We start from the raw sequence: 24,100 nt of genomic DNA on the forward strand, positions 1-24,100 counted from the left end.
GGGATCTTCCCAGGATGATTCATGCCGGGGTAGATTCTAACAGTGCTCGAATCTGGCTCGAGTCGAACCGCCGCCGCGGGTGAGCGGGTGTCGCGGTGACGGCCGCGGTGCGCCGGCCCTATGGCGAACTCGACCGCGCCCGCGTGGTGACCTCGTTGCGCGACCTGGCCCGCCGCGTCGGCGTGCAGGGCGTGACGATGCGCGAGCTGGCTGCCGAACTCGGCGCCGCGGTGCCCTCGGTCTACTACCACGTGCCGGGCAAGCGGGCCGCCCTGGACCTGCTCGCCGAATCGGTGCTGGCCGAGATCCCGGTTGTCGAGACCGGGTCCTGGGACACCCGGCTGGCCGAACTCTATTGTGCGGCCCGTGAAGTGATCCTGTCGGTGCCGGGCATCGCGGGTGTCCTGCAAACGGGCGGCGGAGGCGACTCCGCCCGTCGGCTCGATAAGCTCAGCCGTACGTTGCTCGCCGAGGCGGGCGTCACCAAACCGGTTGCGGCGGCGGCACACTCGGTGCTGTACACCTACCTGTTGGGTTCGGTGAGCCTGCAGGAGACGCGGCCCGCGCAACGGTCCAAGCGCCAGGCCGCCAACCAGTTTCGCGCCGGCCTCGAAGTGATCATCGCCGGGATCGGGGCCTCGCTACCGGAAGGATCGGCGCCGTCGTGAGCATTGCCAAACCCACGCTGGTGAAATCCCTGGTCCCGCAGAACCTGGACACCGCCGCCGACCGCGACGCGGCCGCCGTGCTGGATCCCGACACCTTCGTCACCGGCGCACCGTACGACGCGATGACGAGGCTGCGCGCCACCTCGCCGGTGCACGCGGTGCAGCTGCCCGGGCTGCCCAGGGCATGGCTGTTGACCAAACACGCCGACGTGCGCCTGGTCAGCCGCGGCACCGACACCTTCACCAGCAGCAAGGGCAACACACTGGTGGAGGCCGAAGCCGGGCCGAACTCGGCGATGCTGCCCGGCATCGATCCGCCCCGTCACGTCCACTTCCGAAAGCTGATCAACCAGGGCTTCACCGTCCGCAACGTGCAGCGGCTGGAGCCGAAAATGCGGCAGGTGGCGCGCGGCATCGTTGCCGCCATCACCGACAAGCGCGAATTCGACGCCGTGACAGACATTTCCGCCGAGATGTCACTGCAGGTGATCGCCGACGTCCTCGGCGTTCCGGCCGAGGACCGGATGGACGTCTTCCGCTGGAGCAACGCCATTGGAAGCCTGGGCATCGAGGATCCCGACTACGCCCCCACGCCGGAAGCGCTGGGCCAGGCCGCGGCTGAAATGTTCGCCTATTGCGGGGAATTGGTGGACCATCGCCGCAAGCACGGCCTCACCGACGACATCTTGTCGGCGCTGCTCGCCGCGGAGGTCGACGGCGAAAAGCTCAACCGCGACCAGCTCAACGAGTTCTTCCTATTGCTGGCCATCGCCGGCAACGAAACGACCCGCAACACGCTGAGCCACGGCATCTTGGCGCTCGCCGAGCACCCCGAGCAACAGGCGCTGCTCGCCCGCGATCCCGCGGCCATCAAGCCCGCGGTGGAAGAGCTGTTGCGCTGGGCGACCCCGGTGATGCACTTCCGGCGCACCGTGACCCGCGACGTCGAGATCCGCGGGCAGCGAATTCCTTCCGGCGACTGGGTGCTGATGCACTACCTGTCCGCCAACCGCGACGCGGAGGTCTTCGACCGGCCGGACCAGTTCGACGTCACCCGCCCCGACGCCGGCCACGCCGCGTTCGGGGGCGGGGGAGTGCACTTCTGCCTCGGCGCACAACTGGCCCGGCTCGAACTGTGCGTCATGCTCGAAGAACTTTATGCGAACGTGCCCGGCCTGGCCGTCACCGGACCGCCGGACCGGCTGCGCTCGTCGTTCTTCCACGGCATCAAAAGACTGCCGTGCACAACGTGATTCAGCCGCGTTCCACCGGGCGAGACGGATCCGAACTCCACTCCGACCACGACCCGGGATACAAGGCGGCCTCCCGGTCCAGCGCGGCGAGCGCCGCGATCGCGACCGTGGCGGTGACGCCCGAGCCGCAGTAGGCGCCCACCGTGTCGTGACGTTCGATCCCGCGATCGGACAACAATCGGGCGACCGAGTCGTCGTCGAGGAAGGTGCCGTCGGCCGCCAAGACGGCGACACTGGGAAGGTTCTTGGCGCCGGGAATGTGGCCCGCGGCGGCGTCGAGCGGTTCCACGTCGCCGCGGTAGCGCTCCGGCGCTCGCGCATCGAGCAGCGGCACCGAGCCCTCGGCAACCCGCTCGGCCGTCAGCGTCGGACGGCTTCCGGCATACAGATCATCGTGCGCCACAGCCACATTGCCGGGCGCCGGTTCGACGGGGCCGGTCTCGAGGCCGAAGCCGGCCGCGCGCCACGCGGCCAAACCGCCGTCGAGGATGCGGACGTTGTCCAGTCCGGCCGCGGTCAGCACCCACCATGCGCGCGCGGAACCGGCCCGATTCCAGTCGTCGTAGGTCACCACCAGCGCGTCCTGCCGGACTCCCCAGCGGCGCGCGGCGGCCTCCAGGTCGCGTCCCGACGGCAGGGGATGACGGCCCCGTCCGGAAATCGCGTGGTCGCTGAGTTCGTCCTCGAGCGAGACGTACACCGCACCCGGTATGTGTCCCTCCAGGTACGCCGCGCGCCCGTCGGTTTCGTCGATCCTCCACCGCACGTCCAGGACGCTCACCGGATCGCCGGCCTCGATGACGCCAGCCAACTCGGCGGCGCCGATCAACACCCGATCGCGTGCTTGCACTGGCCCTCCTCGTCGTCTCCGTCGAGACTAGCCAAGACCGGGGTGGCTACGCGGTCCGCTCCGAATCGCGGCCGTCGAAGGCGGGCGCGCCCATCGACGCGAGCATCCCGGCCGCCGCCCGGTGCCAGGTGAAATCCTCGGCGCGGCGCCGCGCGGCAACGCGGCGCTGGTGTTCGGGTCGGCCCACGATGGCGCTGACCGCGGCCGCGATGGCGGCCGGGTCGTTGTCGGCCGCCGCGCCGCTGTCGGGCGTGATGATCTCGGTCAGCGCGGACGTGCGAGAGACCACGGCCGGTGTTCCGCACGCCAGCGACTCCAGCGCGGCCAGCCCGAATGTCTCATGCGGGCCCGGGGCCAGCGTCACGTCGGCCGAGGCCAGCAGCTGCGCCACGACCTCGCGATCGGAGACGAAACCGGTGAAGTCGATCGGTAGGCGCGCGGCCTGGCGCTGCAGCCGGGCCCGCAACGGGCCCTCGCCCACGACCACGAGCCGCGCGTCGGCGCCCGCGTGACGCAAGGCGCCGAGCGCGTCGATGCTGCGGTCGACACGTTTTTCCACCGACAGCCGACCGCAATGGACCAGCAGCAGCTGTGTCGGCGCCGCCCAGCGCCGGCGCACCAGATGCGAGTGGCGGCTCGGATGGAACGTCTGCAGATCCACGCCCAATGGGATTGTGACGGTGTTGCCGGCGTCGATCCGGTCGAACTCCGCGCGGGCGAAACCGGTGGTGCACACCACGGTGTCGTAGTTCGCGGCGGTGCGCGCGTTGGCCACATCGGCGAACTTCCGCGCGGCCCGGCGCGGAAGCACCTGGCCCACAAGGCGATCCAGGCGCTCATGGGAGATCATCAGCGTGGTGACACCGTGGTCGCGGCCCCACCGGCCCAGCGATCGCAGCGTGAGCCGGTCCGACACCTCCAGCGCGTCGGGCCGCAACGCTGCCAGGAGGGCCTTGACGGGTCCCGGCATCACCGCACGGTAGCCGCCGGTGAAGGGAATCAGCCTGGCGGGCAGGGTGATTCGCACTACTCCGGTGTAGAGCTGGACGTGAGCGGTGCGGCGGCCGGGGACGATCAAGAAGACGTCGTGACCGCCCGCGCAGTATTCGGCGCCCAGCCGGTCGATCGCGGTGCGAAGGCCGCCGGAGCGAGGGCCGTAGAAATTGGCGACCTGTACAACGCGCATACCGCGAGGACACGCGGTGCGCGTGTGCGCACATCAATGCCGAGCCGACGCGCGCCTGAACACTGTATGAATTCCGCTCGCGGGGGCAGCTATCCGTTGGACGGCGGCCCGAACCAGCGCCGTAACGCGGCGCGCAGGGCCTCTTCCTGAGTGCTGCCGAATTCGTCGGCCGCCCAGGCCACATAGCCGTCCGGCCGGATCAGCAGCGCCGCGGCGGGTCGCTCGGCGGCGCTCGCGGTGACGACGTCGACCCGAGCGGCCCACCCTTGCGCCGCGTTCGCGACGCCGCGGCCGAGGTCGAGCAGGACCGGACGGCCATCGTGGAGTACGTCGGCCACCCGTCGGCCGCCATCGAAACTCAGGTCGGGCACGAGGTGGCCCGACAGCGGGTGGTCGTCGCCCACGTCGTAGCGCACGTCGGAGCCGGCCAGCAGCGCCGCCATGTGCCTTTGTGCGTCCGGGAAGGTGAACAGCTCGCCCAACAGCGTTCGCAGCGCGGCGACTTCGGGTCCCGGCGCCATGAGCGCGATCTGGGACAGCGAGTGCATCATGACGCGCTGGCCGACCGGATGGCGCTCGGACTGGTAGGTGTCGAGCAGTCCGGCCGGCGCCGTTCCGTTGATCTCGGCGGCCAGCTTCCAGCCCAGGTTCATGGTGTCCTGCAACCCCAGGTTCAGGCCCGGGCCGCCCATCGCGCTGTGCACATGCGCGGCGTCGCCGAGCAGCAGGACGCGGCCGACGCGGTAGCGTTCGGCATGCCGGGTGTTTTGTCCGTTGATGCGCCGAAGCGCATGGGGCCCGGGGCCTTTCGGCTCCTCGAACGGAACGTCGACACCCAGCACCCGGCGCGCGCTCTCGCGCAACTCGACCAGACTCATCGGCACCTCGTCCACCGGCGGGCCGAATTCGATGGTCCCGAGCAGTGCGCGGCCCGGCTCGAACTCGGCATAGATCATCCCGCCCCGGTCAAAGCGGCTGTGCCCGAAGCGAAGCGGACCGAATCCCGGGACCTCGATGCTGGCGATGTCCGGGCGGCGGTACTGGTCGGGAATGTGCACGTGGGCCAGCCGAGCGACCATCGGTGAGGTGGTGCCGGGGAAGTCGATGCCCAGGGACTTGCGCACCAGGCTGCGCCCGCCGTCCGCGCCGACCGCGTAACCGGCGGCGATGGCGTAGTCGCTTCCGGGTGACGCGACGTGCAGCGCGACGGACTCGGCCCCCGGTGCGATGCCGACGAGTTCGTGGCCCCAGCGCACATCCACGCCGAGGTCGCGGGCCCGCTTCTCCAGCAGCCGCACGAGCCGGGGCTGGGGCATGAGCATCGCGTACATCGGGTTGTCGCGGCCCTCGGGGAAGATCAGCGGCATGGCCGCGAACATCCATCCCGGGCTGGGCCGCGGTGGGCCCTCGTCACCGGTGAAGTCCCGATACATCCCGCGCATGTCGAGCATCCGAACGACCTGTCCGACAAGGCCGTTGGCCTTCGGCTCGGAGCTGGGGCCAGGCAGGGCATCCAGTACGATGGGCCTGATGCCGGCCAGCGCCAGCTCGCAGGCCAGCATCAGCCCGTTGGGGCCGGCGCCGGCGACGACGACGTCGGCGTGTTCGTCAGTCATGGGCTGCCTTCTTTCTGGTGGGTTCCGGTAGCCCCGCCTCGACGGCGGCGAAGCCCGAGCAGATCAACGTGGTGATCGCCACCGGGGGGTCGGCCCATGCATAGGCGTCGGCCGCGGCGTCGCCGACGGCCCGCACGACGGACATGACCAATCGCGGGTACAGGTCATGCTTCGGGTCGGTGCCGGTGCGATCGGCGATCACGCTGAGGAACTCGTCGAACAGGTTCTGCGGCACCGAGTTTCGAACTTGCGGCTGCATGAGCAGCTTTCGCACCTCGACGAGTTCCTGGCGGCTGGGTGCCCGGTTCTCGTTGCCGTAGACGTCGCCGAAGTCGTCCTCCAGGGGCTCCAGCACGGCGTGGGCGATCGCCGTCCACAGCGGCTCGTCGGCGGGACGCTCTCGGAGCAATGCGACGCTGCGGCGCAGGCGTTCGGCTTGCCGGTAGGCCAGTGCCTCGTATTTGCCGCTGAAGTAGTTGTTGAACGTGCGCAGTGAGACGCCCGCCATGTTGGCGACGTCTTCGCGCGTCACGTTGTCCAGCCCGCGCTCGAAAGCCAGGCGCAGCGCGGCATCGCTGAGCGCGCGCCGGGTGTCGGCCTTTTTGCGTTCGCGCAGTCCGGACATAGGGGCCACCGTACGCAAAAGATGCCCGGTAGGCAATATTGCCCGGTAGGCAGTTTTTCTCGAGTGTGCACTGAGGGCTTTCGGTGTGCACTGAGGGCTTTCATAGTGAAGCCATGGCGGCGACACGCCGAGAAAGGCCGCCCAGGTTTCACACTCAACGCCCAGGATTCACACTCGCGGCGAAGACGGGGCGAGCGCCGCGAACGCGGCGAACGCGGCGAACGCCGCGAACGCCGCGAACGTAAGCCGCCAAGCCAAGCCGAAACCCCCTAGCGCGCACCCCAATCCCACCGCGGGGTCGTGATCAGGGTCTGGCCGCCGATGCGCGTTTCGCCCCAGTCCTTGTACAGCTCGATCTCGATGGCCTGCCCGTCGGCCGCATCCAAGATCGGCGCCGCGTCCAGGAATTCCAGCAGGACACGCGAATGCGTGACCACCACGACCTGCGTCTTGGCGGCCGTGGTACGGATCAGCGACGCCAGCGGCGCCACCAGGTCCGGGTGCAGCGAGGTCTCGGGTTCGTTGAGCACCATCAGCGAGGGCGGTTGCGGGCTGAGCAGCGCGGCGGCCCAGAGCAGGAAACGCAGTGTGCCATCGGACAATTCGGCCGCGCGCAACGCGCGCAGCATGCCCCGCTGGCGGAGCTGAAGGTCGAACAGCCCGTCGTGGATGGCCACCGAGAGGGTGGCGCCGTCGAACGCCTCGGCGACGGCGCGGCCCAGATCGTCGAACCCCGCTTCGAGGATGGTCTGGATCGCGGCCGCGAGGTCGCTGCCGTCGTCGGAGAGCACCGGGGTGCGGGTGCCGACCTGCGGGTGCCGCGCGGGCGCCCCGCCGTCGACCCGGAAGCCGTCGTAGAACCGCCACCCGCGCAGCCGTTCCCGCACGGCCGCGAGCTCGGGAAGCGCGTGCGGGTGGGCGTATTCGGCCAGCACGCTGTGATACGACGGCAGCGATCGCGACAGCTCGTCGAAACCGCCGCCGGAGTCCGCGCGGGCCTCGGCGAACACCCGCGACCGGCGCACCAGCGTCGTACTGGGCCGCAGCACCGGGCCGGCGAACAACACCTCCCGTTTGATCTCCGGATCGCGGGCGAACACCGACTTCCCGGCGGACTGCGGGATGCCCAGGTCCACCAGATAACCGAAATCGTCTGCGGCGAAGCCCATTTCGAGCGATACGGGCCGGGTGCGCACCGTGCCCTCGGTCTTGCCGGTGCGTCGGGCCCCGGCCACCTGCTCGGGGCCGGCCCACAGCACCGACTGCAGCCCGCCCTCGCGGGCGAGCGACCCGATCACCTCGCCGCGCCCGCAGTCGGCGAGCAGCCGCAGCGCGCGATACAGCGACGACTTGCCGGACCCGTTGGCGCCGGTGATCACCGACAGCCGGGCCAGCGGCAGGATCACCTCGCGCAGCGAGCGATATCCGCGGATCGCGACGGTCTGCAGCATGCGGCCGACTGTACGGTCGGCCACCGACGGGCCCTAGTCGCCCTCGTCCTCGTCGGCCGCCGCGGCGAGGAGCTGCACCTCCTCGAGATCCATCTCGTTCTGCAGCTCGCGCAGCACGATGTCGTCGATGAGGTTCTGGTTGCGCAGCGCGGTGATTTCGCGGCGCTTGTGCTCGAGCACGCCCAGGCGCACCTGGCGGACCTTCTCGCGGCCCTTGAGGATGCGGTGGTCCGTCGACCCGTCCTCGGTGGCCAGCACGAGCGCGGCCTTTTCCTCGTATTCGGTTTGCAGCCGCCGGCGCAGGTCGTCGCTGATGCCGACCTCGTCGGCGACCGTCGGCAGCGCGGCGAGCGCGGCCTGGGATCCCCGGCAACGAGCCAGTTGCAGTTCCTCGGCGTGGGTGGCGTCCTCGGGCATTTTCGCCCATCGGACCACGGCCGGCAGGGTGCTGCCCTGGACCAGGACGGTCACCAGGATGACGACGGTCACGATGAAGATCAGCAGGCTGCGGTCCGGGAAGGGCGCGCCGCTCAGCGTCGTCATCGGCACGGCGACCGCGGCGGCCAGCGATACGGCCCCACGGAACCCCGCCCAGACGGTGACGAAGCGCTGGCGCCAGTTGACCCGACGTTCGCGTTGGACCTGGCGCCGGTCGATCAGCCGGATCAGCAGCGTGGTGATCTCGCCCCAGAAGATGCGCGACACGATCACGACGGCGGTGACCACCAGCGCGACGAACAACGCGTGGCGAATGCCGCCGTCGACGCCGGCGATGCCGCGCAGCGCGCCGGGGATCTGGACGCCGACGAACACCCAGAGCGAGCCGTTGAGCAGGAAGGTCGCGATGTCCCAGAAGGCCGAGGATTGCAGTCGCGAGCGGGCCCGGATGACCACGGGTCCGGCGTAGGCCAGGACGAGCGCGGACACCATCACCGCAACCACCCCGCTGCATTCCATCGATTGCGCGAGCAAGAACGCCGCGAACGGCGTCACCAGGCTCAGCGCCCCCTCTTCCTGGGGCGCGTCGATTCGCTTGCGCAGCAGCGTGACCGCGCCGCCGACGAGCAGCCCGGCGGCGATGCCACCGAGGTAAGAGCCGATGAACCGGGCCGTCACCTCGGGTGGGCTGATCGCGGCCCCGCCGATCGCGACGTGGACGCTGACGGCGAACAAGACCAGGGCGGTGCCGTCGTTGATGAGACTCTCGGCCTTCAGCACGGTCAGCGCCCGGCGTGGCAGCTTCTTCGCGAGGCCGGCCACCGCGGCCGCGTCGGTGGGCGAGAGCACCGCGCCCAGGACGCCCGCCGCGTGCGGATTCATGCCCAGCGCCCGCGCCGTCCACGACACCGCCACCGCGGTCGCGATCACCAGGGCGACGCTGAGGAACACGATGATGCGCGCGTTGGCCCGGATCTCGCGGAAGCTGGTGTTCAGGCCCTCCCAGTACAGGATCGCGGGAAGAAACAGCAGCAACACGATTTCGCCGTTGACCCGCACATGACCGAAATGGGGGACCAGACCCAGCAGCACGCCCATCAAGATGAGCAGCACCGGGGGACCCACGCGATAGCGTCGGCCGATGACCGTCCCCACGATGACGGTGGACACCAGGGCGACGATCAGTTCGAGGCCAAACACCAGCCCATCCTGCCGGATGACACGGTCGGTGGCTGCGCGGGCCGCCCGACGTCTGACGGCCCGCCCGGTCACGCACGATGGCGTCGCGCCTATCTTCGGTCTGGATCAGACCGATAGGCTCCGGAGCGGAATCGAAGGGGGATCTGGTGAAGGTGAGGCTGCTGGCAACAGTCGCCGTGCTCATGTTGTCGTCGGTGGTGGGCTGCCACTTCGCGTCCAGGAATCCGCCGTCGACCAAGACCCTTCGGGTCCCGATGACCGAAGTGCTGACCCAGAGCGAGATCAACCAGAGCATCATCCTCGACGTCGGCAACACGTTGGTCGTGGAATTGGGTTCGAACTACACCACGCCCTACCGGTGGACGCCCGACGCCAAGATCGGCGACTCGGCGATCATCAGGCAGCTCAGTCACGAGTTCGTGCCGCCGGCCTCCGACGCCCTGGGGGCGCCGGGCACCGAGACGTGGACGTTCGCGGCCATGAGACCGGGGACCACCACCATCGGCGCGACGTACAACAGCTTTGTGGAAAAGGACGCCAAGCCGGGATGCGTCTACACGCTGACCGTGACCGTGCGATAAGTCCTTGTGGCGTCAGCGGTTACGCGACGGCGACCTGGCGCTGTCGGGCGTAGATCTCGGCGAGGAATTGCTCGACGGCCACCGCGGTGTGCGCCGCGCGCACCGAGCCGAAGATGTCGAAAGCGTGTTGGGTGAAAGGCAATTCGGCGTAGAGCACCGGCTGAGCGCTGGCTTGGCGCAGCTTTTCGACGAAGGTGCGCGCCTGTTCGACGTAGGCCAGCGAGTCGTTGCGGCCGTGCAGGACGAAGAACGGGGGAGCGTCGGCATGGATGTGGTTGACCGGCGACGCGGTTTCGAACGTCTGTCGGTGGGTCGAGGGCTTTTGTTTGATGATCGATTTGATCAGCAGCCCGGGCATCATCGGGTGCAGCGTCTTGTCGAATCGGGTGAAGTCGTAGATGCCGTAGAACGGCACGGCCGCCTGCACGCGGGTGTCGACGTCCTCGAAGCCCGGCTGGAATTGCGGGTCGTTGGGGGTGAGCGCGGCCAGCGAAGACAAATGGCCGCCGGCCGAACCGCCGGTGATGGCGATGAAGTCGGGGTCGCCGCCGTATTCGGCGATGTGTTGTTTGACCCAGGCGAGGGCGCGCTTGACGTCGACGATGTGGTCGGGCCAGGTGTTGCGCGGGCTGTGCCGGTAGTTGATCGCCACGCAGATCCAGCCGAGTTCGGCGAGGTGGCTCATCAGCGGATGCGCTTGTCCGCGTTTGTTTCCCGTCGTCCAGGCGCCGCCGGGGATCTGGAACAGCACCGGGGCCTTGCCGGCCGGATCGAGGTCGGGGCGCCGCCAGATGTCCAGGTGGTTGGCACCGCCGAATTCGCCGTAGCTGATGTTGGAGTCGTGGGCGTAGTCGCGGTAGATCCGCAGCATCCGTAGCAGTCCCGGCGTCTTGGCGGTGCCGCTGCCGCTCGGCCGGCGCCACAGGCTGGCCGACTCGGTGAGCCGGTCCGGTCCCAGCCCGCTGTCCAACGCCTCGGTCAGCGGCACGTTGGCGCGATGCCCCGCGCGGCTCAGGTTGAGCAGGCCGAGCGCCGAGAGCCCGGCAACCAACCATGCCGTGATGCGCACGGGCCGCGTCAGGCGGCGTGCCGTCAGGGCCAGCCCGCCGAGCTGGCTGGCCAGCGTCTGCAGCGGCAACTCGGTGACGATGAGCCCGACCATCCACGAGTACAGCGACGGGTAGCCGCCGCGCGCCAGCGGGCGGTAGGCGTTGAGTGTGGACGCCGCGGTCACCGCGGTGACCGCTAGCGACCCGATTTGGCGGGTGAGGTGGGTGATTCGAGCTGTCCGCATTGCCTCACCTTACGAAACGTCTGGTTTTCGATAGCGCCGGTGCTAGCGGATTTGGGACGGCCACATTGGTCTGGAGAGGCTGGCCCGCCCCCGCCGCCCGCGCTCTCCCGGTGGGGATATGTGACTCGCGGATTTAATAGCGGCCGTGCTATCAACCCGGCGTGAACCACTACACCTACCGCGTCGCCTGGTCACGGCACTACGACCGGTATGACGCCTCGTGTCTCGAGTTGCCGTTCATGCGGCGCGAGGGGCGCACGGCACCGGAGGCAATGGTTGAGATCGAGGAGGCCGTCGACCGGCACGTTCAGGCCATGCTGGCGTGCGGCGAAACGCCGCCGATCCCGATGGCGGACCGCAACTACAGCGGCACGATCGTCGTCCGAACATCCCCCGAGCTGCACAGCCGCCTGGCCGTGGAAGCCGCCGAACAGGGGGTGTCGATGAACCAGTGGGTGGTTCAGAAACTCGCCGGGCGGCGGCCCAGCGACACCTTCGGCCTGTCCGGATGGGACTAGCGAGCGGCTACGACGCCTCTGCCCTGCTCTCGAGGTTCTTCACCGGGGCGGGGTCGTTCTCGGTCAGCCCGACCTTCGCGGCCCCGCCGGGCGAGCCGAGCTCGGCGAAGAAGTCGGCGTTGATCTGCAGGTATCCGCTGTGCTCGTCGGGCAGGTCGTCCTCGTAGAAGATCGACTCGACCGGGCACACCGGCTCGCAGGCGCCGCAGTCCACGCACTCGTCGGGGTGGATGTAGAGCATCCGGGCGCCCTCGTAGATGCAGTCGACGGGGCATTCCTCGATGCATGCCTTGTCTTTGATGTCGACGCAGGGTTCGGCGATCACGTAGGCCACGAATGTTGTCCTTCCGTCTGGCTAGCGGGGTCAGCCGGCTGCGGGCCGCAGCAACTCGGTCAGGCTGGCTAATTTAGCGCGGCGGCATCCGCGCGGCTCACCGGCCCTTTCGGGCGGCAATGTTTCCCATGCTTCCGGCCCGCGCCGGGCGTGAGTAGAGGTTTGGCGTTGTGGTGTCACAAGCTATAGTTGTGGTCACACGATTTGATTGTGAGCGCTGCACCATGCCACTCAGCCCTCGGCTTCCCGAACTGGCCTCGTTCGAGGCGTTTTTGGCGATCGCCGAGACGGGCAGCCTCGGCCGGGCCGCGCGCGAGCTGGGGCTGACCCAGCAGGCGATCTCCCGGCGCCTGGCCACCATGGAGGCCCAGATCGGCGTCACCCTGGCCGTCCGGACCACGCGCGGCTCCCAACTGACGCCCGCGGGCCTGATCGTCGCGGACTGGGCGACCCGCCTGCTCGACGTGGCCCACGAGGTCGACGCCGGGCTGGGCTCGCTGCGCAAGGAAGGCCGCGAACGCATCCGGGTGTCGGCCAGCCAGACGATCTCCGAGCAACTCATGCCGCACTGGCTGCTGTCCCTGCAGGCCGATGCCGCGCGGCGCGGCGACACCGCGCCGCAGGTCATCCTGACCGCCACCAACAGTGACCACGCGATCGCGTCGGTGCGCGACGGCACCGCCGACCTAGGGTTCGTCGAAAACCCCGGCACACCAAAGGGTTTGGGCAGCTGCGTGGTGGGGGAGGACGAGCTGGTGATCGTCGTCCCGCCGGACCACAAGTGGGCCCGACGGTCGCGGATCGTGACCGCGCGCGAACTCGCGCAGACGCCGTTGGTGTCCCGCGAACTCCATTCCGGCATCCGCGATTCGCTGGCGGCGGCCCTGCGCCAGGTGCTCGGGGAGGACATGCAGCAAGCCGCACCCGTGCTGGAGTTGACGTCGTCGGCGGCGATGCGCGCCGCCGTCCTCGCCGGCGCGGGCCCGGCGGCGATGAGCAGGCTGGCGGTGGCCGACGACCTGGCGGTCGGCCGTCTGCACGCGGTCCACATCCCAAAGCTGGATCTGCGCCGCAAGTTTCGGGCCATCTGGGTCGGTGGGCGTACTCCGCCGGCAGGGGCGATCCGCGACCTGTTGAGTCACATCATCAACCGCACGAGGGCGTAGGACGTTCCGCCGAGCGTGGAGTTGTTGCGGGGTTTCCGGGCGTTTTGCCGCAACAAGTCGACGTTCGGCGGGAAGAAGGAGAGAGAAAGGACTTACGCCGCGGCGTCGGCGGCCAGCGCCTCGTCGTAGCGGTCGAGCACGGTCTCGGCCACCAGCGGGTGCGCGCCCAGCGGGGAGGCCAACCGAATGTCGTTGTCCCGGGCGAAGGTTGACACGCCGTCGGTGATGAATCCCGGCGCCAAGAACCACGGCGCGATCACCAGCCGGCGCGCGCCGCGGCGGCGCAGCTGGTCGGCGGCCCGGGCCACCGACGCCTCGGGCCGGGTGGCGAAAGCCGTTGCGGCGCCGGCCCATCGGGTGCCGGCGGCCAGCCGCGACGCCACCTTCGCGGTGCGGGCATTGGCGGCCAGGTTCGACGAGCCGATCGCGACGACCAGCACCCCGAGATCGTCGTCGAGGGGTGACACGCCGATCTCGGTCAGACGCTCGCCCAGGACGGTGACCAGGCGGTCGTCCTCGCCGAGCACGTCGGCCTGCCGGATGCCCCGGGCGCCGGCGCGGGCGATCTGCTCGGGGATGTCCAGGCGCGCGTGATACGCGCTGGCCAGCAGCAACGGGGCCACGACCGCCCGGCGGCTGTCCGGCAGCCCCGCCAGCACGTCGACGAAGTTCGGGGCGTTGAGCTCGAGGAACGCCAGCCGCACGTCGAGGTCCGGCCGCATCCGCCTCAGGCGGTCGGCCACGGCTTCGGCGTTGGCGCCCGACCGGGGGTCGCGGCTGCCGTGCGCGGTGAGGACGAGCGTGCTCACCGCAGGTCGTCCTCCTCGGCGCGCAGCGCCCAGGACGCGAAAGCCTCTCCGCTGTCGCGCTTTTCGAGGTACTTGCGGGTCACGCGGTCGATGTAGTCGCCCAGTTCGGCGCTGGTGACCTTGTGTTGGCGCAGTTTTCGGCCGAAGCCGCTCTGCTCGCCCAGGCCGCCGCCCAGGTGCACCTGGAAGCCCTCGACGGAGTTGCCGTCGCCGTCGTCGATCCACTGGCCCTTGAACCCGATGTCGGCGACCTGGATTCGGGCGCACGAGTTCGGGCAGCCGTTGAGGTGCACGCTGATCGGCGCGTCCAGTCGCGACTCGACGTCGGCCAGGCGCTGCTCGAGCTCGGGCACCAAAGTCTGGGTGCGGACCCGGGTTTCGGCGAACGACAGCTTGCAGTACTCGATTCCGGTGCACGCCATGGTGTTCTTGCGCCACGACGACGGCCGCGACGGCAGCCCGAGCGCGTCGAGGCCCGCGACCAGTTCGTCGACCTTGTCGTCGGCGACGTCGAGGATGACCAGCTTTTGGAACGGGGTCCACCGCGCCCGGTCGGAGCCGGCCTTCTCCATCAGGTCGGCCACGGCCGACAGGGTGCTGCCCGACACGCGCCCGGCGATCGGCGCGACGCCAACGGCGTTGAGGCCGTTCTTGATTCGCTGCACGCCGACGTGGTCGATGGTGTGCTTGACGGGCGTGGGGGCCGGGCCGTCGATCAGCCGGCGGTTGAGGTATTCCTCTTCGAGGACTTCACGGAATTTCTCGACGCCCCAGTCCTTGACCAGGAACTTCAGCCGGGCCTTGGCGCGCAGCCGGCGGTAGCCGTAGTCGCGGAATAGCTGGGTGACGGCCTCCCAGACGTCGGGCACCTCGTTCAGCGGAACCCAGACGCCGAGCCGCTGGGCCAGCATCGGGTTGGTCGACAGACCGCCGCCCACCCACAGGTCCAGGCCGGGCCCGTGTTCTGGGTGGTGGACGCCGACGAACGCGATGTCGTGCGTCTCGTGGGAGACGTCCTGCAGACCGGAGACCGCGGTCTTGTACTTGCGCGGCAGGTTGGCGTACTCGGGGTTGTTCAGCGAGCGGCGGACGATCTCGTCGATCGCGGGCGAGGGGTCGAGCACCTCGTCGAGCGAGTCGCCGGCCAGCGGCGAACCGTGGATGCCGCGCGGGCAGTCGCCGCAGGCCTCGGTGGTCTGCAGTCCGACGGAGTCGAGCCGCCGCCAGATCTCGGGGACGTCCTCGATGCGGACCCAGTGGAGTTGCAGGTTTTCGCGGTCGCTGATGTCGGCGGTGTCGCGGGCGAATTCGGTCGAAATCTGGCCCAGCGTGCGCATCGTGTGCGCCGTCATCGCCTTGCCGTCCGAGCGGACCCGCATCATGAAGTACTTGGCTTCGATCTTGTCGGTGTTCTCGTCGCCGGTCCAGCTGCCGTCGTAGCCCTGCTCGCGCTGGGTGTAGAGGCCCATCCAGCGGAACCGTCCGCGCAGGTCGGACTTGTCGATGCTGTCGAAGCCCTGCTTGGAGTAGACGTTGATGATGCGGTCGCGGACGTTCAGCGGACCGTCGTCGTTCTTGATCTTCTCGGTGTCGTTGAGGGGTTCGCGATCCCCCAGCGCCCACTGACCCTCGTTGCGGGTCTTCACGGGACGTGCGGTGGTCATATGCGTGCTCCTTCGCGAACTTCGTCGCGGCGGCTCAGATTGGCGGCGTGCGGCCGGAGGCGGGCTGCGGGCCTTCTCGGCTACCGGGCATTCGCGATGATGTTGGGTCTGTGGGCACCCGCAGGTTCGTCATTGGACCCACGGGGCGCGATTTCCATAGTGCACGAGTCGCGCCGGCGTCAGTAGAGGTCAGACGTTGTGAGGGCACAACCTCGCGTTGTGTGCGCTGCTTCACGGCGTTGCCTTGGCGGCCAGAGGGATTGGCCGGACTCGCAGTAGTGTGGCCGCTTATGAGCTCCTCCGACATCCATGACGTGATCATTATTGGTTCGGGTCCTGCTGGGTATACCGCGGCGTTGTATAGCGCGCGGGCGCAGTTGGCGCCGGTGGTGTTTGAGGGGACGTCGTTTGGTGGGGCGTTGATGACGACGACCGAGGTGGAGAATTATCCGGGGTTTCGTGACGGGATCATGGGTCCGGAGTTGATGGATCAGATGCGTGAGCAGGCGTTGCGGTTTGGTGCTGATCTGCGCATGGAAGACGTCGAATCGGTGTCGCTGGCGGGTGCGGTGAAGTCGGTGACCACCAGCGAGGGGGAGACCGTTCGGGGGCGGGCGGTGATTTTGGCGATGGGGGCGGCGGCCCGGTATTTGGGGGTGCCCGGGGAGCAGGAGTTGTTGGGGCGTGGGGTGTCGTCGTGTGCGACCTGTGATGGGTTCTTTTTCAAGGATCAAGACATCGCGGTGATCGGTGGTGGGGATTCGGCGATGGAGGAGGCCACGTTTTTGACCCGGTTTGCCCGCAGTGTGACGTTGGTGCATCGCCGTGAGGAGTTCCGGGCGTCGCGGATCATGTTGGAGCGGGCGAAGGCCAACGACAAGATCACGTTTGTGACGAATAAGGCGGTTGAGGCGGTCGAGGGTGCCGAGACGGTGACGGGGTTGCGGTTGCGTGACACGGTGAGCGGTGCGTCCTCGACGCTGGCGGTCAGCGGGGTGTTCGTGGCGATCGGGCATGACCCGCGTTCGGAGTTGGTGCGTGAGGTGCTCGAGACCGACGCGGATGGGTATGTGTTGGTGCGTGGCCGTACTACCAGTACCTCGATCGAGGGGGTGTTTGCCGCCGGGGATCTGGTGGATCGCACCTACCGCCAGGCCGTGACCGCCGCGGGCAGCGGCTGTTCGGCCGCCATCGACGCCGAACGCTGGCTCGCCGACCACGAGGAAACCGACGTGGACGCGTCCGTGACGCCGGCTATAGGTCGAGAACCGTTGCGTAACTGAGGTTTAGACGGGAAGTTCGGCGGAAGTCGTTCTGCGACCGCCGAGTTGGGCCGGCAGCCGGGTGTATCCGTGCAAGTTGATCAGCCCTCGCGGTTGTGGGGGAGCCGTCAGGCGCAGATCGGGAAAACTCTCGAATAGTGCGCGCAGGGCGGTCGCTCCCTCGATGCGGGCCAGGGCGGCACCGAGGCAGGCGTGGATGCCGGATGCGAACGCGAGGTGGTCGCGCGCGTTGGCCCGGGTGATATCGAAAGTCGTTGGATCGGTGAACACCTTCGGATCACGGTTGGCGCCGCCGAGGAACAGTCCGACCATGTCGCCGGCCGCGATGTGGGCCCCGGCGATTTCGACGTCGCAGTTCGGGGTGCGCGCGGTCATCTGAACCGGACTGGCGAACCGCAGGACCTCCTCGACCGCGGAGGGCCAAAGGTCCGGATTGTCGTGCAGCAGCGCCAACTGCTCGGGGTGCTGCAGCAACAGCACGATGCCGTTGCCTATCAGGTTCACCGTCGTCTCGAAGCCCGCGCCGACGATCAGCGCGGCGTTGGCGGTGAGTTCGCGATCGGTCAGCGAGCCGTCGGCGGCCATGCGGCCGAACGGATTGTCGCTCTTCTGGTCGGCGCGCAGTCTGTGGAGGTGCTCGAGCAGGTAATCGTCGGCGCCGCGCAGCCCGTCGATGGCGTCGCGGTACGTCTTCCAGTCGATCCCGATATCCAGCAACGGGGAACCGCTGCGGCCCCACCCCAGCATGCGCGGATACGAATCACGCGGCAGGCCAAGGATTTCGGCGATAATAGCGACCGGCAGTTGCATCGCGAAGTCGGCGATCAAATCGGGCTGCGGTGTGGCGGCGATGCGCTCGATCAACTCCATCGTCACTTCGGCGACCCGGGTGTCCAGTGAGTCGATCGCGCGCGGGGTGAAGCTTTGTGCCACCAGTTGTCGGTAGCGGGTGTGATCGGGGGGATTCACGATCACCATCGCGGGTGGTTCGACCGGGTTGGCCACGCCGGGGTCGGTTTTGGCGATGAGCGCCTTCAGCGGGCGGGGCAATTCCATCTCGCTGGGCGCGGTGACACCAAAGCGCTTGTCCCGCAGAATTTGTCGACACACGGCATGGTCGACACTGGCCCACACGTACGGGGAGCGCACCACGCGTCCGCGCGCCCGGATCTGCTCCATCAGCGCATAGCGGTCATCGGCCGTTCCGCTGCGCAGCAGCCGCGCCAGGGGGTCGCCGCGGCGGGCCTGAACGGCGAAGTACGCCCGCGGCACGCCGTGCATGGCCGCCCACCGGGCCCTGAGTCCGACACGCATACGGATCCCTCCCGGAATCTCAACCCCCGCTTGCACCCTGCGATACAATGAGACCCTAAATGTCTCGCATGTTCCGATCGCTACGATACGACGACCGCGACGAGCGGGCAAGGAGGGATTCGTGACCTCGACGCGAACGGCGGAGTTCGTGCGGCGACTCACCGAGCCCGATCCCGTCGTGCTTGCGCAGGTCGACAACCCCGACGAGATCACTGCCCGCATCCTGGCCGCCACCGCCGAACAGGCCGAGCTGGTGGGGATGCGCCGGACCACCATGGAAGACGTCGCGCGGCGCAGCGGCGTCGGGCGCGCCACCCTGTATCGGCGGTTCCCGACCAAGGCGGCGCTCGTCGATGCCGTCGTGCTGGCCGAGGCGCGCCGCTTCCTCGAGGGCGACGCGCAGGCCTGGGCGCGTGGCACGACACTCGAAGAGCGCATGGTCTACAGCACGCTGTTCTCGGTGACGTTCATGCGCGAACACGCCATGCTCAAGAAGCTGCTCCGCACCGAGCCCGAAACGCTTCTGCCCAGCCTGACCATCGACGCGGGCGCCATTCTCGACTTCGCCACCGAGCACGCCATGGGGCTGCTGCGCGCCGCGCTCTACGGCACTTCGAAAACCACGGCGGTTCAGGAGCGCCACCTGCGCACCGTCGCCGAACTGCACACCCGGCTGACGCTGTCATTCATCGTCACCCCGCACACCGGCATCAACCTGGCCACCGTTGACGACACCCGCACCTACGTGCGCAACTACCTGATGCCGATGGTCACCGGGCCGAGCTAGTCGGCTGTCGGTGGCCCGGTGAGTCACATGCGCCACTTTCGTCTCTCCGAGAGACGGCACACCTTTTGCCCACCTCCGAGCGACAAACGCGATGCGCGGCAGTGTGTTGTCGCTCGGAGGTGGGCACTTCGTATGGTCGTCCGGACCGCGGTGGCACCAAATTACCGGCCCGCGACGGCACCGAATTACCGCCCGCGACGTCCCGAGGTCGTCTAACCCCGCGGCGTGAGATGGGCGGTGACGATCGGGGTGACCCGCGCGATGAGTTCGTCTACTGGAGCGGACGCGATCGGCTCGACCTGCAGGACGTGGCGCAAGTAGGCGATGCCCAGGAGTTGGCCCATAGCCAGATCGACACGCAGTTGTGCATCCGATCCCGTCAGCAGTTTGGCCATCGGCGGGTACAGCTGGCCCTGAATGAACTGGCGCACCAAGGCGGCCGACTCGTCGTGGGTCGCGGCACCCCGCAGGATCGCCAGTAGGGAAGCGCGGGAGTCCGGCCGCTCCCATGCTTCGAAGAACACCCGCGTCAGGCGCGCGCCGATCTCCTCGCGATCGCCGCCGGCGATGCGCGCGCTGACCTCGGCCGGGTCGAACGGCCACCCCATGGTGGACCGGAACAGCTCGGCCTTGCTGCCGAAATAGTGCCGGATCAGCGCCGGGTCGACGCCGGCACCGGCGGCGATGTCGCGGACCGAGGTCTTGTCGTATCCCGACTCGGCGAACAGCCGTCGAGCGGTCGCCACGATGTCGTTCCGGGTGTCGGGGTTGCCCGGGCGTCGTCCAATGGGGGGCACAATCCAGAAATTCTACAGTCGTTGACTTCCGGATGCTGCAGCGTTAGCCTGGATCCATAAATTCCCCAAGTGAGGAGTTAAGAGATGCCAGCACCGCGATGGGTTGCCCGGGCCAACAAAATCGGCCTCAATCGGTTCACCAAGTACATCGCCCCGTGGGCGCCGGGATGGGCGATCGTCGTCCATCGCGGACGCAAATCGGGGCGCACCTTCCGCACCCCGCTGTGGGCTTTCCGCCGCCGCAACGGATTTGTGATTGCGCTGACATACGGTCCCGAAACCGATTGGGTGCGCAACGTTCTCGCCGCGGGGGGCTGCGAACTGCAGACCCGGCGCCGGCGGTATCAGCTCGGCGCCCCGGTGGTGTTCCGTGACGAGGACGCGACCGACATGCCGGCGTTCATCCGCTTCATGCTGCGCAGGGTGATCAAGGCACCGGAGTTCCTCCGCCTCGACATCGTGAGCCAATTAGCAACGGCGCGTTGACGATGGACCTACCGAGCAGTCCGCTGGGGGAACTGGATCCGCAATTCGAAAAGCTCGGACTCGAGGTGGCCGCGTTCACGTTCGGGCTGCCGGGGACGAGCGTTCGCGAGAAGCTGCTGCAGACCGTGACGCTCGACATCTGCCGCGCCCATCTGGGCCTGGCCTTCCGGATGCACGTCACCGCGGCCACGATGCACGGTCTTACCTACGCCGAATTGTTGGCCGCGATCCGTTTCGTCGCCCCGTACTCGGGCTACCCCGCGGCGGCGGACGCGCTGGCCCGTCTCACCGAGATAGCGTTCGAGACCGGAATGGACACAAGCGATCTCGGTGAGCAACCGGGGCCGTGCGCGGTGAACGACGCGGTGGCGCGCCCCGACATCGCCGACGAATGGACCGCCGAATTCGTCGACTGGCAGCTGTCCCGGGCGTGGTCGGAGGACCTGTTGAGCAGGCGCGAGCGCGCCATCATGGCGCTGACCTCCGATGTCGGCCAGCAGGATCTCGACGAGTCGCTGCGCCGCCACGTCGAACTCGCGCTCGACGCCGGTCTCAGCGCCGACGACGTCCGTGACGTGATTCGCTTCTGCGCGGAGTATGGCATCGGGCGCGCCGCGGCGGCCCTGCGGGCGCTTGACGACGTGCTAGTCGGCTAGGGCGTCTGGCGGATTACGCGTCGCCCGAAGCGAACACGACGTCGGGGTTGAGGATCCCGGCCGGGTCGAAGCCGGCCTTGATGCGGCGCATCAGGTCCACCTTGACGGGATCCTCGAGTTCGACGAAGTACGGGGCCTTGGCGCGGCCGAGGCCGTGCTCGCCGGAGATCGCCCCTCCCAATTCCATTGCCAGCGCGAAGATGTCGGTCAACAGCTTCTTCCGCGTCGCGGGGTCCGGGCAGAAGATGGCCAGGTGCACGTTGCCGTCGCCGGCATGCCCGCAGCCGGCCGCGGCGCCGCCGGCCGCCGTCGCCAACTCGCGCGCGGCAGACAGGAACTTCGGCATCGCGCCGCGCGGCACAACGGCATCGATGAGGTCGTCGGCGCCCACCGCCTTGAGCGTCCAAAACGCCTTCTCGCGGGCCTCGATCAGCTTGCGCGCCGCGCCGCCGTCGAGCACATAGGCGTCGACGGCACCCAGCTCGGCGAGCAGCTCACCTGTCGTCTCGACATCCTCGTCCAGCCGATCCACGGTCCGGTTCTCAAGCGCCACAACGAGATAGGCCTGGCAGCTGTCGCGGACGTCGTCGGGAACACCGAGCTCCAGGTTCTGGGTATGGACCAGCGCGGCCATCGTCACGTTGTCGATGTATTCCAGGATGTAGGGCGCCATGCCGCTGGCGAGGATCTTCGGCACCGCCTGCATGACCTGGTCGAAGTCGGCGAACGGCGCGAGCACGGTGGCGCAATGGTCCAGGCGCGGATGCAGCTTGACGATCACCTCGGTGGCCAGCGCCAGGGTGCCCTCGGAGCCGACGATGAGCTGGGTCAGGTCGTAGCCGGTGGAGACCCTGGCGATCTTGCCGCCGGTGCGGATGATCTCGCCGGTGGGCAGCGCCGCCTGCAAGCCGAGCACGTTGTGGCGGGCGATGCCGTATTTGACCGCGCGCATGCCGCCGGCGTTGGTGCCGACGTTGCCGCCGACGCTGGAGGACAGCTCGCCGGGGTGGACCATGTAGCGCAGGCCCGTGCCGGCGGTCGCGGCGTCCAGTTCGGTGAGCGTCACGCCGGGCTGGACGACGGCGACCTGGTTGGTGACGTCGACCTCGAGCACGGCGTTCATGCGCTCGAACGAGATCAGCAGGCCGTCGGCACGGGGGATCGCCGCGCCCGACAGGCCGGTTCCCGAGCCGCGGGCCGTCACCGGCACGTGGTTCTCCGTGGCGGCCTTGAGCAGTTGTGCCACCTCGTCGGCGGTCGCGGGCTTGGCCAGGTACGCGGGTCGTTGCGGGGGCTTGGTCAGCACCTCGTCGTGTGCGTAGTCGTCGGAGATGGCGTCGCCCGTTAGGATGTGGTGCGCGCCGACGATCGTCGCGAACCGCGTTGTCATGTCGGTCATCGAAGGCCCACCTTCTCCCGTCGGACAGCCACTCACTGTATCGGGGTGTGGGGGACGGCGGCGCACCGTAGTTGCGGGCGGCGCTGCCGCGCGGTTGCGACACGCGTGAGCCTGCGCACGTTATGTCGACGCCCGATTCGGGAACACGCGGGCTGGACTGTCTTCGACGTTGCGAAAGGATTGCGCAGTGGCCTCCACGTCCCGCGGTTCGCGGCTCGGTACCCGGTTCGGGCCGTACGAGCTGCGATCACTGATCGGCGCCGGGGGACTGGGCGAGGTCTATCGGGCCTACGACACGGTTAAGGACCGGATGGTCGCGCTCAAGCTGTTACGTGGCGCGACGGCCGCGGACCCTGGCTTCCAGCAACGACTTTGGCGCGAATGCCGCAAGGTGACGCGGCTGCAGGAGCCCCACGTCCTCCCGCTGCATGACTTCGGCGAGATCGACGGGGTGCCGTTCATCGACATGCACCTGGTCGACGACGGCGGCAGCCTCAAGGACCTGCTGCGCGAGCAGGGCGCGCTGGAGCCCTCACGCGCGGCATCGATCACCGCGCAGGTGGCGCGCGCCCTGGACGCCGCCCACGCCGCCGGGCTGGTGCACCTCGACGTCAAACCCGAAAACATCCTGCTCACCCACGATCACTTCACCTACCTGGCCGACTTCGGCATCGCCGAAGCCGCCGGGGACGAGTCCCTTTCGCGCACCTACATGGCGCCCGAGCGATTCACCACCGGACGCATCGGGTCGCAGACCGACGTCTACTCCTTGGCGTGTGTGCTCTACGAGTGCCTCACCGGGCAGCCGCCGTTCGAGGCCGAGGACGCGGCGGAGCTGAAGAGCGCGCACCTGCTGTCGCCGGCGCCGAGGCCCAGCATCATGCGACGCGGTGTCGGCCGGGACTACGACGACATCGTCACTCGGGGCATGGCCAAACAGCGCACGGCGCGATTTGATTCGGCCGGCGCATTGGCCCGGGCCGCCAGCGAAGCGGTGTTCGCGGCGTACGAGCCGGTTTCCGTTGGGGCCGGCCAGCTCCCGCTCCCGCGCACCCGTCCGTTCCCGGCGGTCGCGCTTCCGGATACCGGCCCGGGCGACGACGCCCCCGAGCCGCCCCCTGCGTCGCCGCGGCCGGCGCGCCGGCTGATGGTAGGCCACGCGCCGCTCGTGGTGACAGCGGTGGCGACGGTGCTGCTGATCGTCGGCCTGGTGTTGTCGGTGAAATCCGTTGTCGGCACTCATCACAACAATTCGGCCTCCCCGGGGCCGTCGTCGGCGCGGGCGGCCGCACCTCCCGCGCCGTCGAGCTCACCGCCACCGCTGACGCCGACCTTGTCGCGTCCGGTGAAGGGCGCCGACGGGCTCGGGTTCGTCGGCGAGACGGCCCGCTGCGACCCGGGCAACCCGCCGGCCGCCGTCGTGCGCACCGCCAAATCGCTGGCGGTGGTGTGCCAAAACCTCAGCGGGACTTACTATTACCGCGGCGAGCGGATCCGCGATGGCGCCCACATCGAGCTTTCCAACGCCAAGCCCGTCGAGGACGGATTCGACGTCACCAATCCGGTCGACGGCGTCGTCTACGAGGTCCGCCCGCACCGGCTGCGGATCATCAGCTACGGGCACGTCGATTCGTCGGAACCCGTGCTGCAATACGCGACGGCGTCGTAATCACTGGGAAGCCAACGTCTTGGGCGTACCCCGCCAACGCGGCGGGTGGCGTCGTG

General features: G+C 68.7%; 23 protein-coding genes. 10 read left to right on the forward strand and 13 right to left on the reverse strand.

Annotation, left to right across the window (positions count from 1 at the left end; all coding sequences use genetic code 11):
• The first annotated feature begins 95 nt into the window (after window positions 1-95).
• Together K883_RS18165 and K883_RS18170 are read left to right on the forward strand one after the other, a co-directional pair.
• Window positions 96-668: a TetR/AcrR family transcriptional regulator C-terminal domain-containing protein gene (locus K883_RS18165; RefSeq protein ID WP_014711422.1), complete on the forward strand. Its 573-nt coding sequence runs from the start codon at window positions 96-98 to the stop codon at window positions 666-668.
• Window positions 665-1,921, forward strand: coding sequence for a cytochrome P450 (locus tag K883_RS18170; RefSeq protein WP_014711423.1), 1,257 nt, complete (start codon window positions 665-667; stop codon window positions 1,919-1,921). The genes K883_RS18165 and K883_RS18170 overlap by 4 nt, the downstream gene beginning before the upstream one ends.
• A 1-nt stretch (window position 1,922) precedes the next feature.
• Here K883_RS18170 and K883_RS18175 read toward each other — a convergent pair whose 3' ends face one another.
• The 6 genes from K883_RS18175 to K883_RS18200 all read right to left on the reverse strand — a co-directional run bounded on the left by K883_RS18175 (window position 1,923) and on the right by K883_RS18200 (window position 9,287).
• The gene (locus K883_RS18175) at window positions 1,923-2,771 is read right to left on the reverse strand and encodes a sulfurtransferase (protein ID WP_014711424.1); all 849 of its coding nucleotides are present in this window, start codon (window positions 2,769-2,771) and stop codon (window positions 1,923-1,925) included.
• A 46-nt stretch (window positions 2,772-2,817) separates the two neighbouring features.
• A complete protein-coding gene (locus K883_RS18180) occupies window positions 2,818-3,957 on the reverse strand; it encodes a glycosyltransferase (RefSeq protein ID WP_014711425.1) in 1,140 nt (379 codons plus the stop codon).
• An 89-nt stretch (window positions 3,958-4,046) separates the two neighbouring features.
• Window positions 4,047-5,573: an FAD-dependent monooxygenase gene (locus K883_RS18185; RefSeq protein WP_014711426.1), complete on the reverse strand. Its 1,527-nt coding sequence runs from the start codon at window positions 5,571-5,573 to the stop codon at window positions 4,047-4,049.
• The gene (locus K883_RS18190) at window positions 5,566-6,198 is read right to left on the reverse strand and encodes a TetR/AcrR family transcriptional regulator (RefSeq protein ID WP_014711427.1); all 633 of its coding nucleotides are present in this window, start codon (window positions 6,196-6,198) and stop codon (window positions 5,566-5,568) included. The genes K883_RS18185 and K883_RS18190 overlap by 8 nt, the downstream gene beginning before the upstream one ends.
• 269 nt (window positions 6,199-6,467) lie before the next feature.
• On the reverse strand, window positions 6,468-7,649 hold the full coding sequence (locus tag K883_RS18195) for an AAA family ATPase (RefSeq protein ID WP_014711428.1): 1,182 nt from the start codon (window positions 7,647-7,649) through the stop codon (window positions 6,468-6,470).
• Window positions 7,650-7,682: 33 nt separating this feature from the next.
• Window positions 7,683-9,287: a Na+/H+ antiporter gene (locus tag K883_RS18200; protein WP_014379881.1), complete on the reverse strand. Its 1,605-nt coding sequence runs from the start codon at window positions 9,285-9,287 to the stop codon at window positions 7,683-7,685.
• A gap of 146 nt (window positions 9,288-9,433) precedes the next feature.
• Here K883_RS18200 and K883_RS18205 point away from each other — a divergent pair, with 146 nt between their 5' ends.
• Window positions 9,434-9,868: a protease inhibitor I42 family protein gene (locus K883_RS18205; RefSeq protein ID WP_036455127.1), complete on the forward strand. Its 435-nt coding sequence runs from the start codon at window positions 9,434-9,436 to the stop codon at window positions 9,866-9,868.
• Window positions 9,869-9,887: 19 nt separating this feature from the next.
• On the opposite strand, the gene K883_RS18210 is transcribed toward K883_RS18205, so the two are convergent.
• Complete coding sequence (locus tag K883_RS18210) at window positions 9,888-11,162, reverse strand: alpha/beta hydrolase (protein WP_036455128.1); 1,275 nt, start codon at window positions 11,160-11,162, stop codon at window positions 9,888-9,890.
• A 161-nt stretch (window positions 11,163-11,323) separates the two neighbouring features.
• Between K883_RS18210 and K883_RS18215 the strand changes: the two genes are divergently transcribed.
• Entirely contained in the window at window positions 11,324-11,680 is a 357-nt protein-coding gene (locus tag K883_RS18215) for a type II toxin-antitoxin system HicB family antitoxin (protein WP_036455129.1), read from the forward strand.
• A 7-nt stretch (window positions 11,681-11,687) separates the two neighbouring features.
• Here the strand turns inward: K883_RS18215 and fdxA are convergent, their stop codons facing one another.
• Entirely contained in the window at window positions 11,688-12,014 is a 327-nt protein-coding gene (gene fdxA, locus K883_RS18220) for a ferredoxin (protein WP_008255784.1), read from the reverse strand.
• A gap of 224 nt (window positions 12,015-12,238) precedes the next feature.
• On the opposite strand from fdxA, the gene K883_RS18225 reads away from it, so the two are divergent.
• Window positions 12,239-13,180: a LysR family transcriptional regulator gene (locus tag K883_RS18225; RefSeq protein ID WP_020822231.1), complete on the forward strand. Its 942-nt coding sequence runs from the start codon at window positions 12,239-12,241 to the stop codon at window positions 13,178-13,180.
• A 92-nt stretch (window positions 13,181-13,272) separates the two neighbouring features.
• On the opposite strand, the gene K883_RS18230 is transcribed toward K883_RS18225, so the two are convergent.
• Together K883_RS18230 and K883_RS18235 are read right to left on the reverse strand one after the other, a co-directional pair.
• Window positions 13,273-13,989 carry a sirohydrochlorin chelatase gene (locus K883_RS18230; RefSeq protein WP_036455130.1) on the reverse strand — a complete coding sequence of 239 codons (717 nt, stop codon included), beginning with the start codon at window positions 13,987-13,989 and terminating at the stop codon, window positions 13,273-13,275.
• Window positions 13,986-15,653: a nitrite/sulfite reductase gene (locus K883_RS18235; protein ID WP_036455131.1), complete on the reverse strand. Its 1,668-nt coding sequence runs from the start codon at window positions 15,651-15,653 to the stop codon at window positions 13,986-13,988. Before K883_RS18235 ends, K883_RS18230 begins: the two co-directional genes overlap by 4 nt.
• Before the next feature lie 290 nt (window positions 15,654-15,943).
• Here K883_RS18235 and trxB point away from each other — a divergent pair, with 290 nt between their 5' ends.
• On the forward strand, window positions 15,944-16,936 hold the full coding sequence (gene trxB, locus K883_RS18240; protein WP_036455132.1) for a thioredoxin-disulfide reductase: 993 nt from the start codon (window positions 15,944-15,946) through the stop codon (window positions 16,934-16,936).
• A 3-nt stretch (window positions 16,937-16,939) separates the two neighbouring features.
• On the opposite strand, the gene K883_RS18245 is transcribed toward trxB, so the two are convergent.
• Window positions 16,940-18,250, reverse strand: a complete 1,311-nt coding sequence (locus K883_RS18245) for a cytochrome P450 (protein ID WP_036455133.1) — start codon at window positions 18,248-18,250, stop codon at window positions 16,940-16,942.
• A 121-nt stretch (window positions 18,251-18,371) separates the two neighbouring features.
• On the opposite strand from K883_RS18245, the gene K883_RS18250 reads away from it, so the two are divergent.
• Window positions 18,372-19,037, forward strand: a complete 666-nt coding sequence (locus tag K883_RS18250) for a TetR/AcrR family transcriptional regulator (RefSeq protein WP_036455134.1) — start codon at window positions 18,372-18,374, stop codon at window positions 19,035-19,037.
• 212 nt (window positions 19,038-19,249) lie between these two features.
• Here K883_RS18250 and K883_RS18255 read toward each other — a convergent pair whose 3' ends face one another.
• Window positions 19,250-19,834, reverse strand: coding sequence for a TetR/AcrR family transcriptional regulator (locus K883_RS18255; RefSeq protein ID WP_036455135.1), 585 nt, complete (start codon window positions 19,832-19,834; stop codon window positions 19,250-19,252).
• 84 nt (window positions 19,835-19,918) lie between these two features.
• On the opposite strand from K883_RS18255, the gene K883_RS18260 reads away from it, so the two are divergent.
• Both K883_RS18260 and K883_RS18265 read left to right on the forward strand, forming a co-directional pair.
• Window positions 19,919-20,320 carry a nitroreductase family deazaflavin-dependent oxidoreductase gene (locus tag K883_RS18260; RefSeq protein WP_020822237.1) on the forward strand — a complete coding sequence of 134 codons (402 nt, stop codon included), beginning with the start codon at window positions 19,919-19,921 and terminating at the stop codon, window positions 20,318-20,320.
• A 2-nt stretch (window positions 20,321-20,322) separates the two neighbouring features.
• A complete protein-coding gene (locus K883_RS18265; protein ID WP_036455136.1) occupies window positions 20,323-20,976 on the forward strand; it encodes a carboxymuconolactone decarboxylase family protein in 654 nt (217 codons plus the stop codon).
• Between the two features lie 13 nt (window positions 20,977-20,989).
• Here K883_RS18265 and K883_RS18270 read toward each other — a convergent pair whose 3' ends face one another.
• Entirely contained in the window at window positions 20,990-22,375 is a 1,386-nt protein-coding gene (locus K883_RS18270; RefSeq protein WP_036455137.1) for an FAD-binding oxidoreductase, read from the reverse strand.
• Window positions 22,376-22,562: 187 nt separating this feature from the next.
• Here K883_RS18270 and K883_RS18275 point away from each other — a divergent pair, with 187 nt between their 5' ends.
• The gene (locus K883_RS18275) at window positions 22,563-24,044 is read left to right on the forward strand and encodes a serine/threonine-protein kinase (protein WP_036455138.1); all 1,482 of its coding nucleotides are present in this window, start codon (window positions 22,563-22,565) and stop codon (window positions 24,042-24,044) included.
• Window positions 24,045-24,100: the final 56 nt, after the last annotated feature.

It is taken from the genome of Mycobacterium sp. TKK-01-0059, from assembly GCF_000709305.1.
GTDB classification, from domain to species: Bacteria; Actinomycetota; Actinomycetes; order Mycobacteriales; family Mycobacteriaceae; genus Mycobacterium; species Mycobacterium intracellulare.

What these genes read in the sequence shown, in the direction of transcription:
- K883_RS18225 (WP_020822231.1), top strand. Translation starts at nt 12,239, where the DNA reads ATGCCACTCAGCCCTCGGCTTCCCGAACTGGCCTCGTTCGAGGCGTTT.
- K883_RS18185 (WP_014711426.1), bottom strand. Translation starts at nt 5,573, where the DNA reads ATGACTGACGAACACGCCGACGTCGTCGTCGCCGGCGCCGGCCCCAAC.
- trxB (WP_036455132.1), top strand. Translation starts at nt 15,944, where the DNA reads ATGAGCTCCTCCGACATCCATGACGTGATCATTATTGGTTCGGGTCCT.
- K883_RS18195 (WP_014711428.1), bottom strand. Translation starts at nt 7,649, where the DNA reads ATGCTGCAGACCGTCGCGATCCGCGGATATCGCTCGCTGCGCGAGGTG.
- K883_RS18190 (WP_014711427.1), bottom strand. Translation starts at nt 6,198, where the DNA reads ATGTCCGGACTGCGCGAACGCAAAAAGGCCGACACCCGGCGCGCGCTC.
- K883_RS18235 (WP_036455131.1), bottom strand. Translation starts at nt 15,653, where the DNA reads ATGACCACCGCACGTCCCGTGAAGACCCGCAACGAGGGTCAGTGGGCG.
- K883_RS18180 (WP_014711425.1), bottom strand. Translation starts at nt 3,957, where the DNA reads ATGCGCGTTGTACAGGTCGCCAATTTCTACGGCCCTCGCTCCGGCGGC.
- K883_RS18245 (WP_036455133.1), bottom strand. Translation starts at nt 18,250, where the DNA reads ATGCGTGTCGGACTCAGGGCCCGGTGGGCGGCCATGCACGGCGTGCCG.
- K883_RS18265 (WP_036455136.1), top strand. Translation starts at nt 20,323, where the DNA reads ATGGACCTACCGAGCAGTCCGCTGGGGGAACTGGATCCGCAATTCGAA.
- K883_RS18260 (WP_020822237.1), top strand. Translation starts at nt 19,919, where the DNA reads ATGCCAGCACCGCGATGGGTTGCCCGGGCCAACAAAATCGGCCTCAAT.
- K883_RS18270 (WP_036455137.1), bottom strand. Translation starts at nt 22,375, where the DNA reads ATGACCGACATGACAACGCGGTTCGCGACGATCGTCGGCGCGCACCAC.
- K883_RS18210 (WP_036455128.1), bottom strand. Translation starts at nt 11,162, where the DNA reads ATGCGGACAGCTCGAATCACCCACCTCACCCGCCAAATCGGGTCGCTA.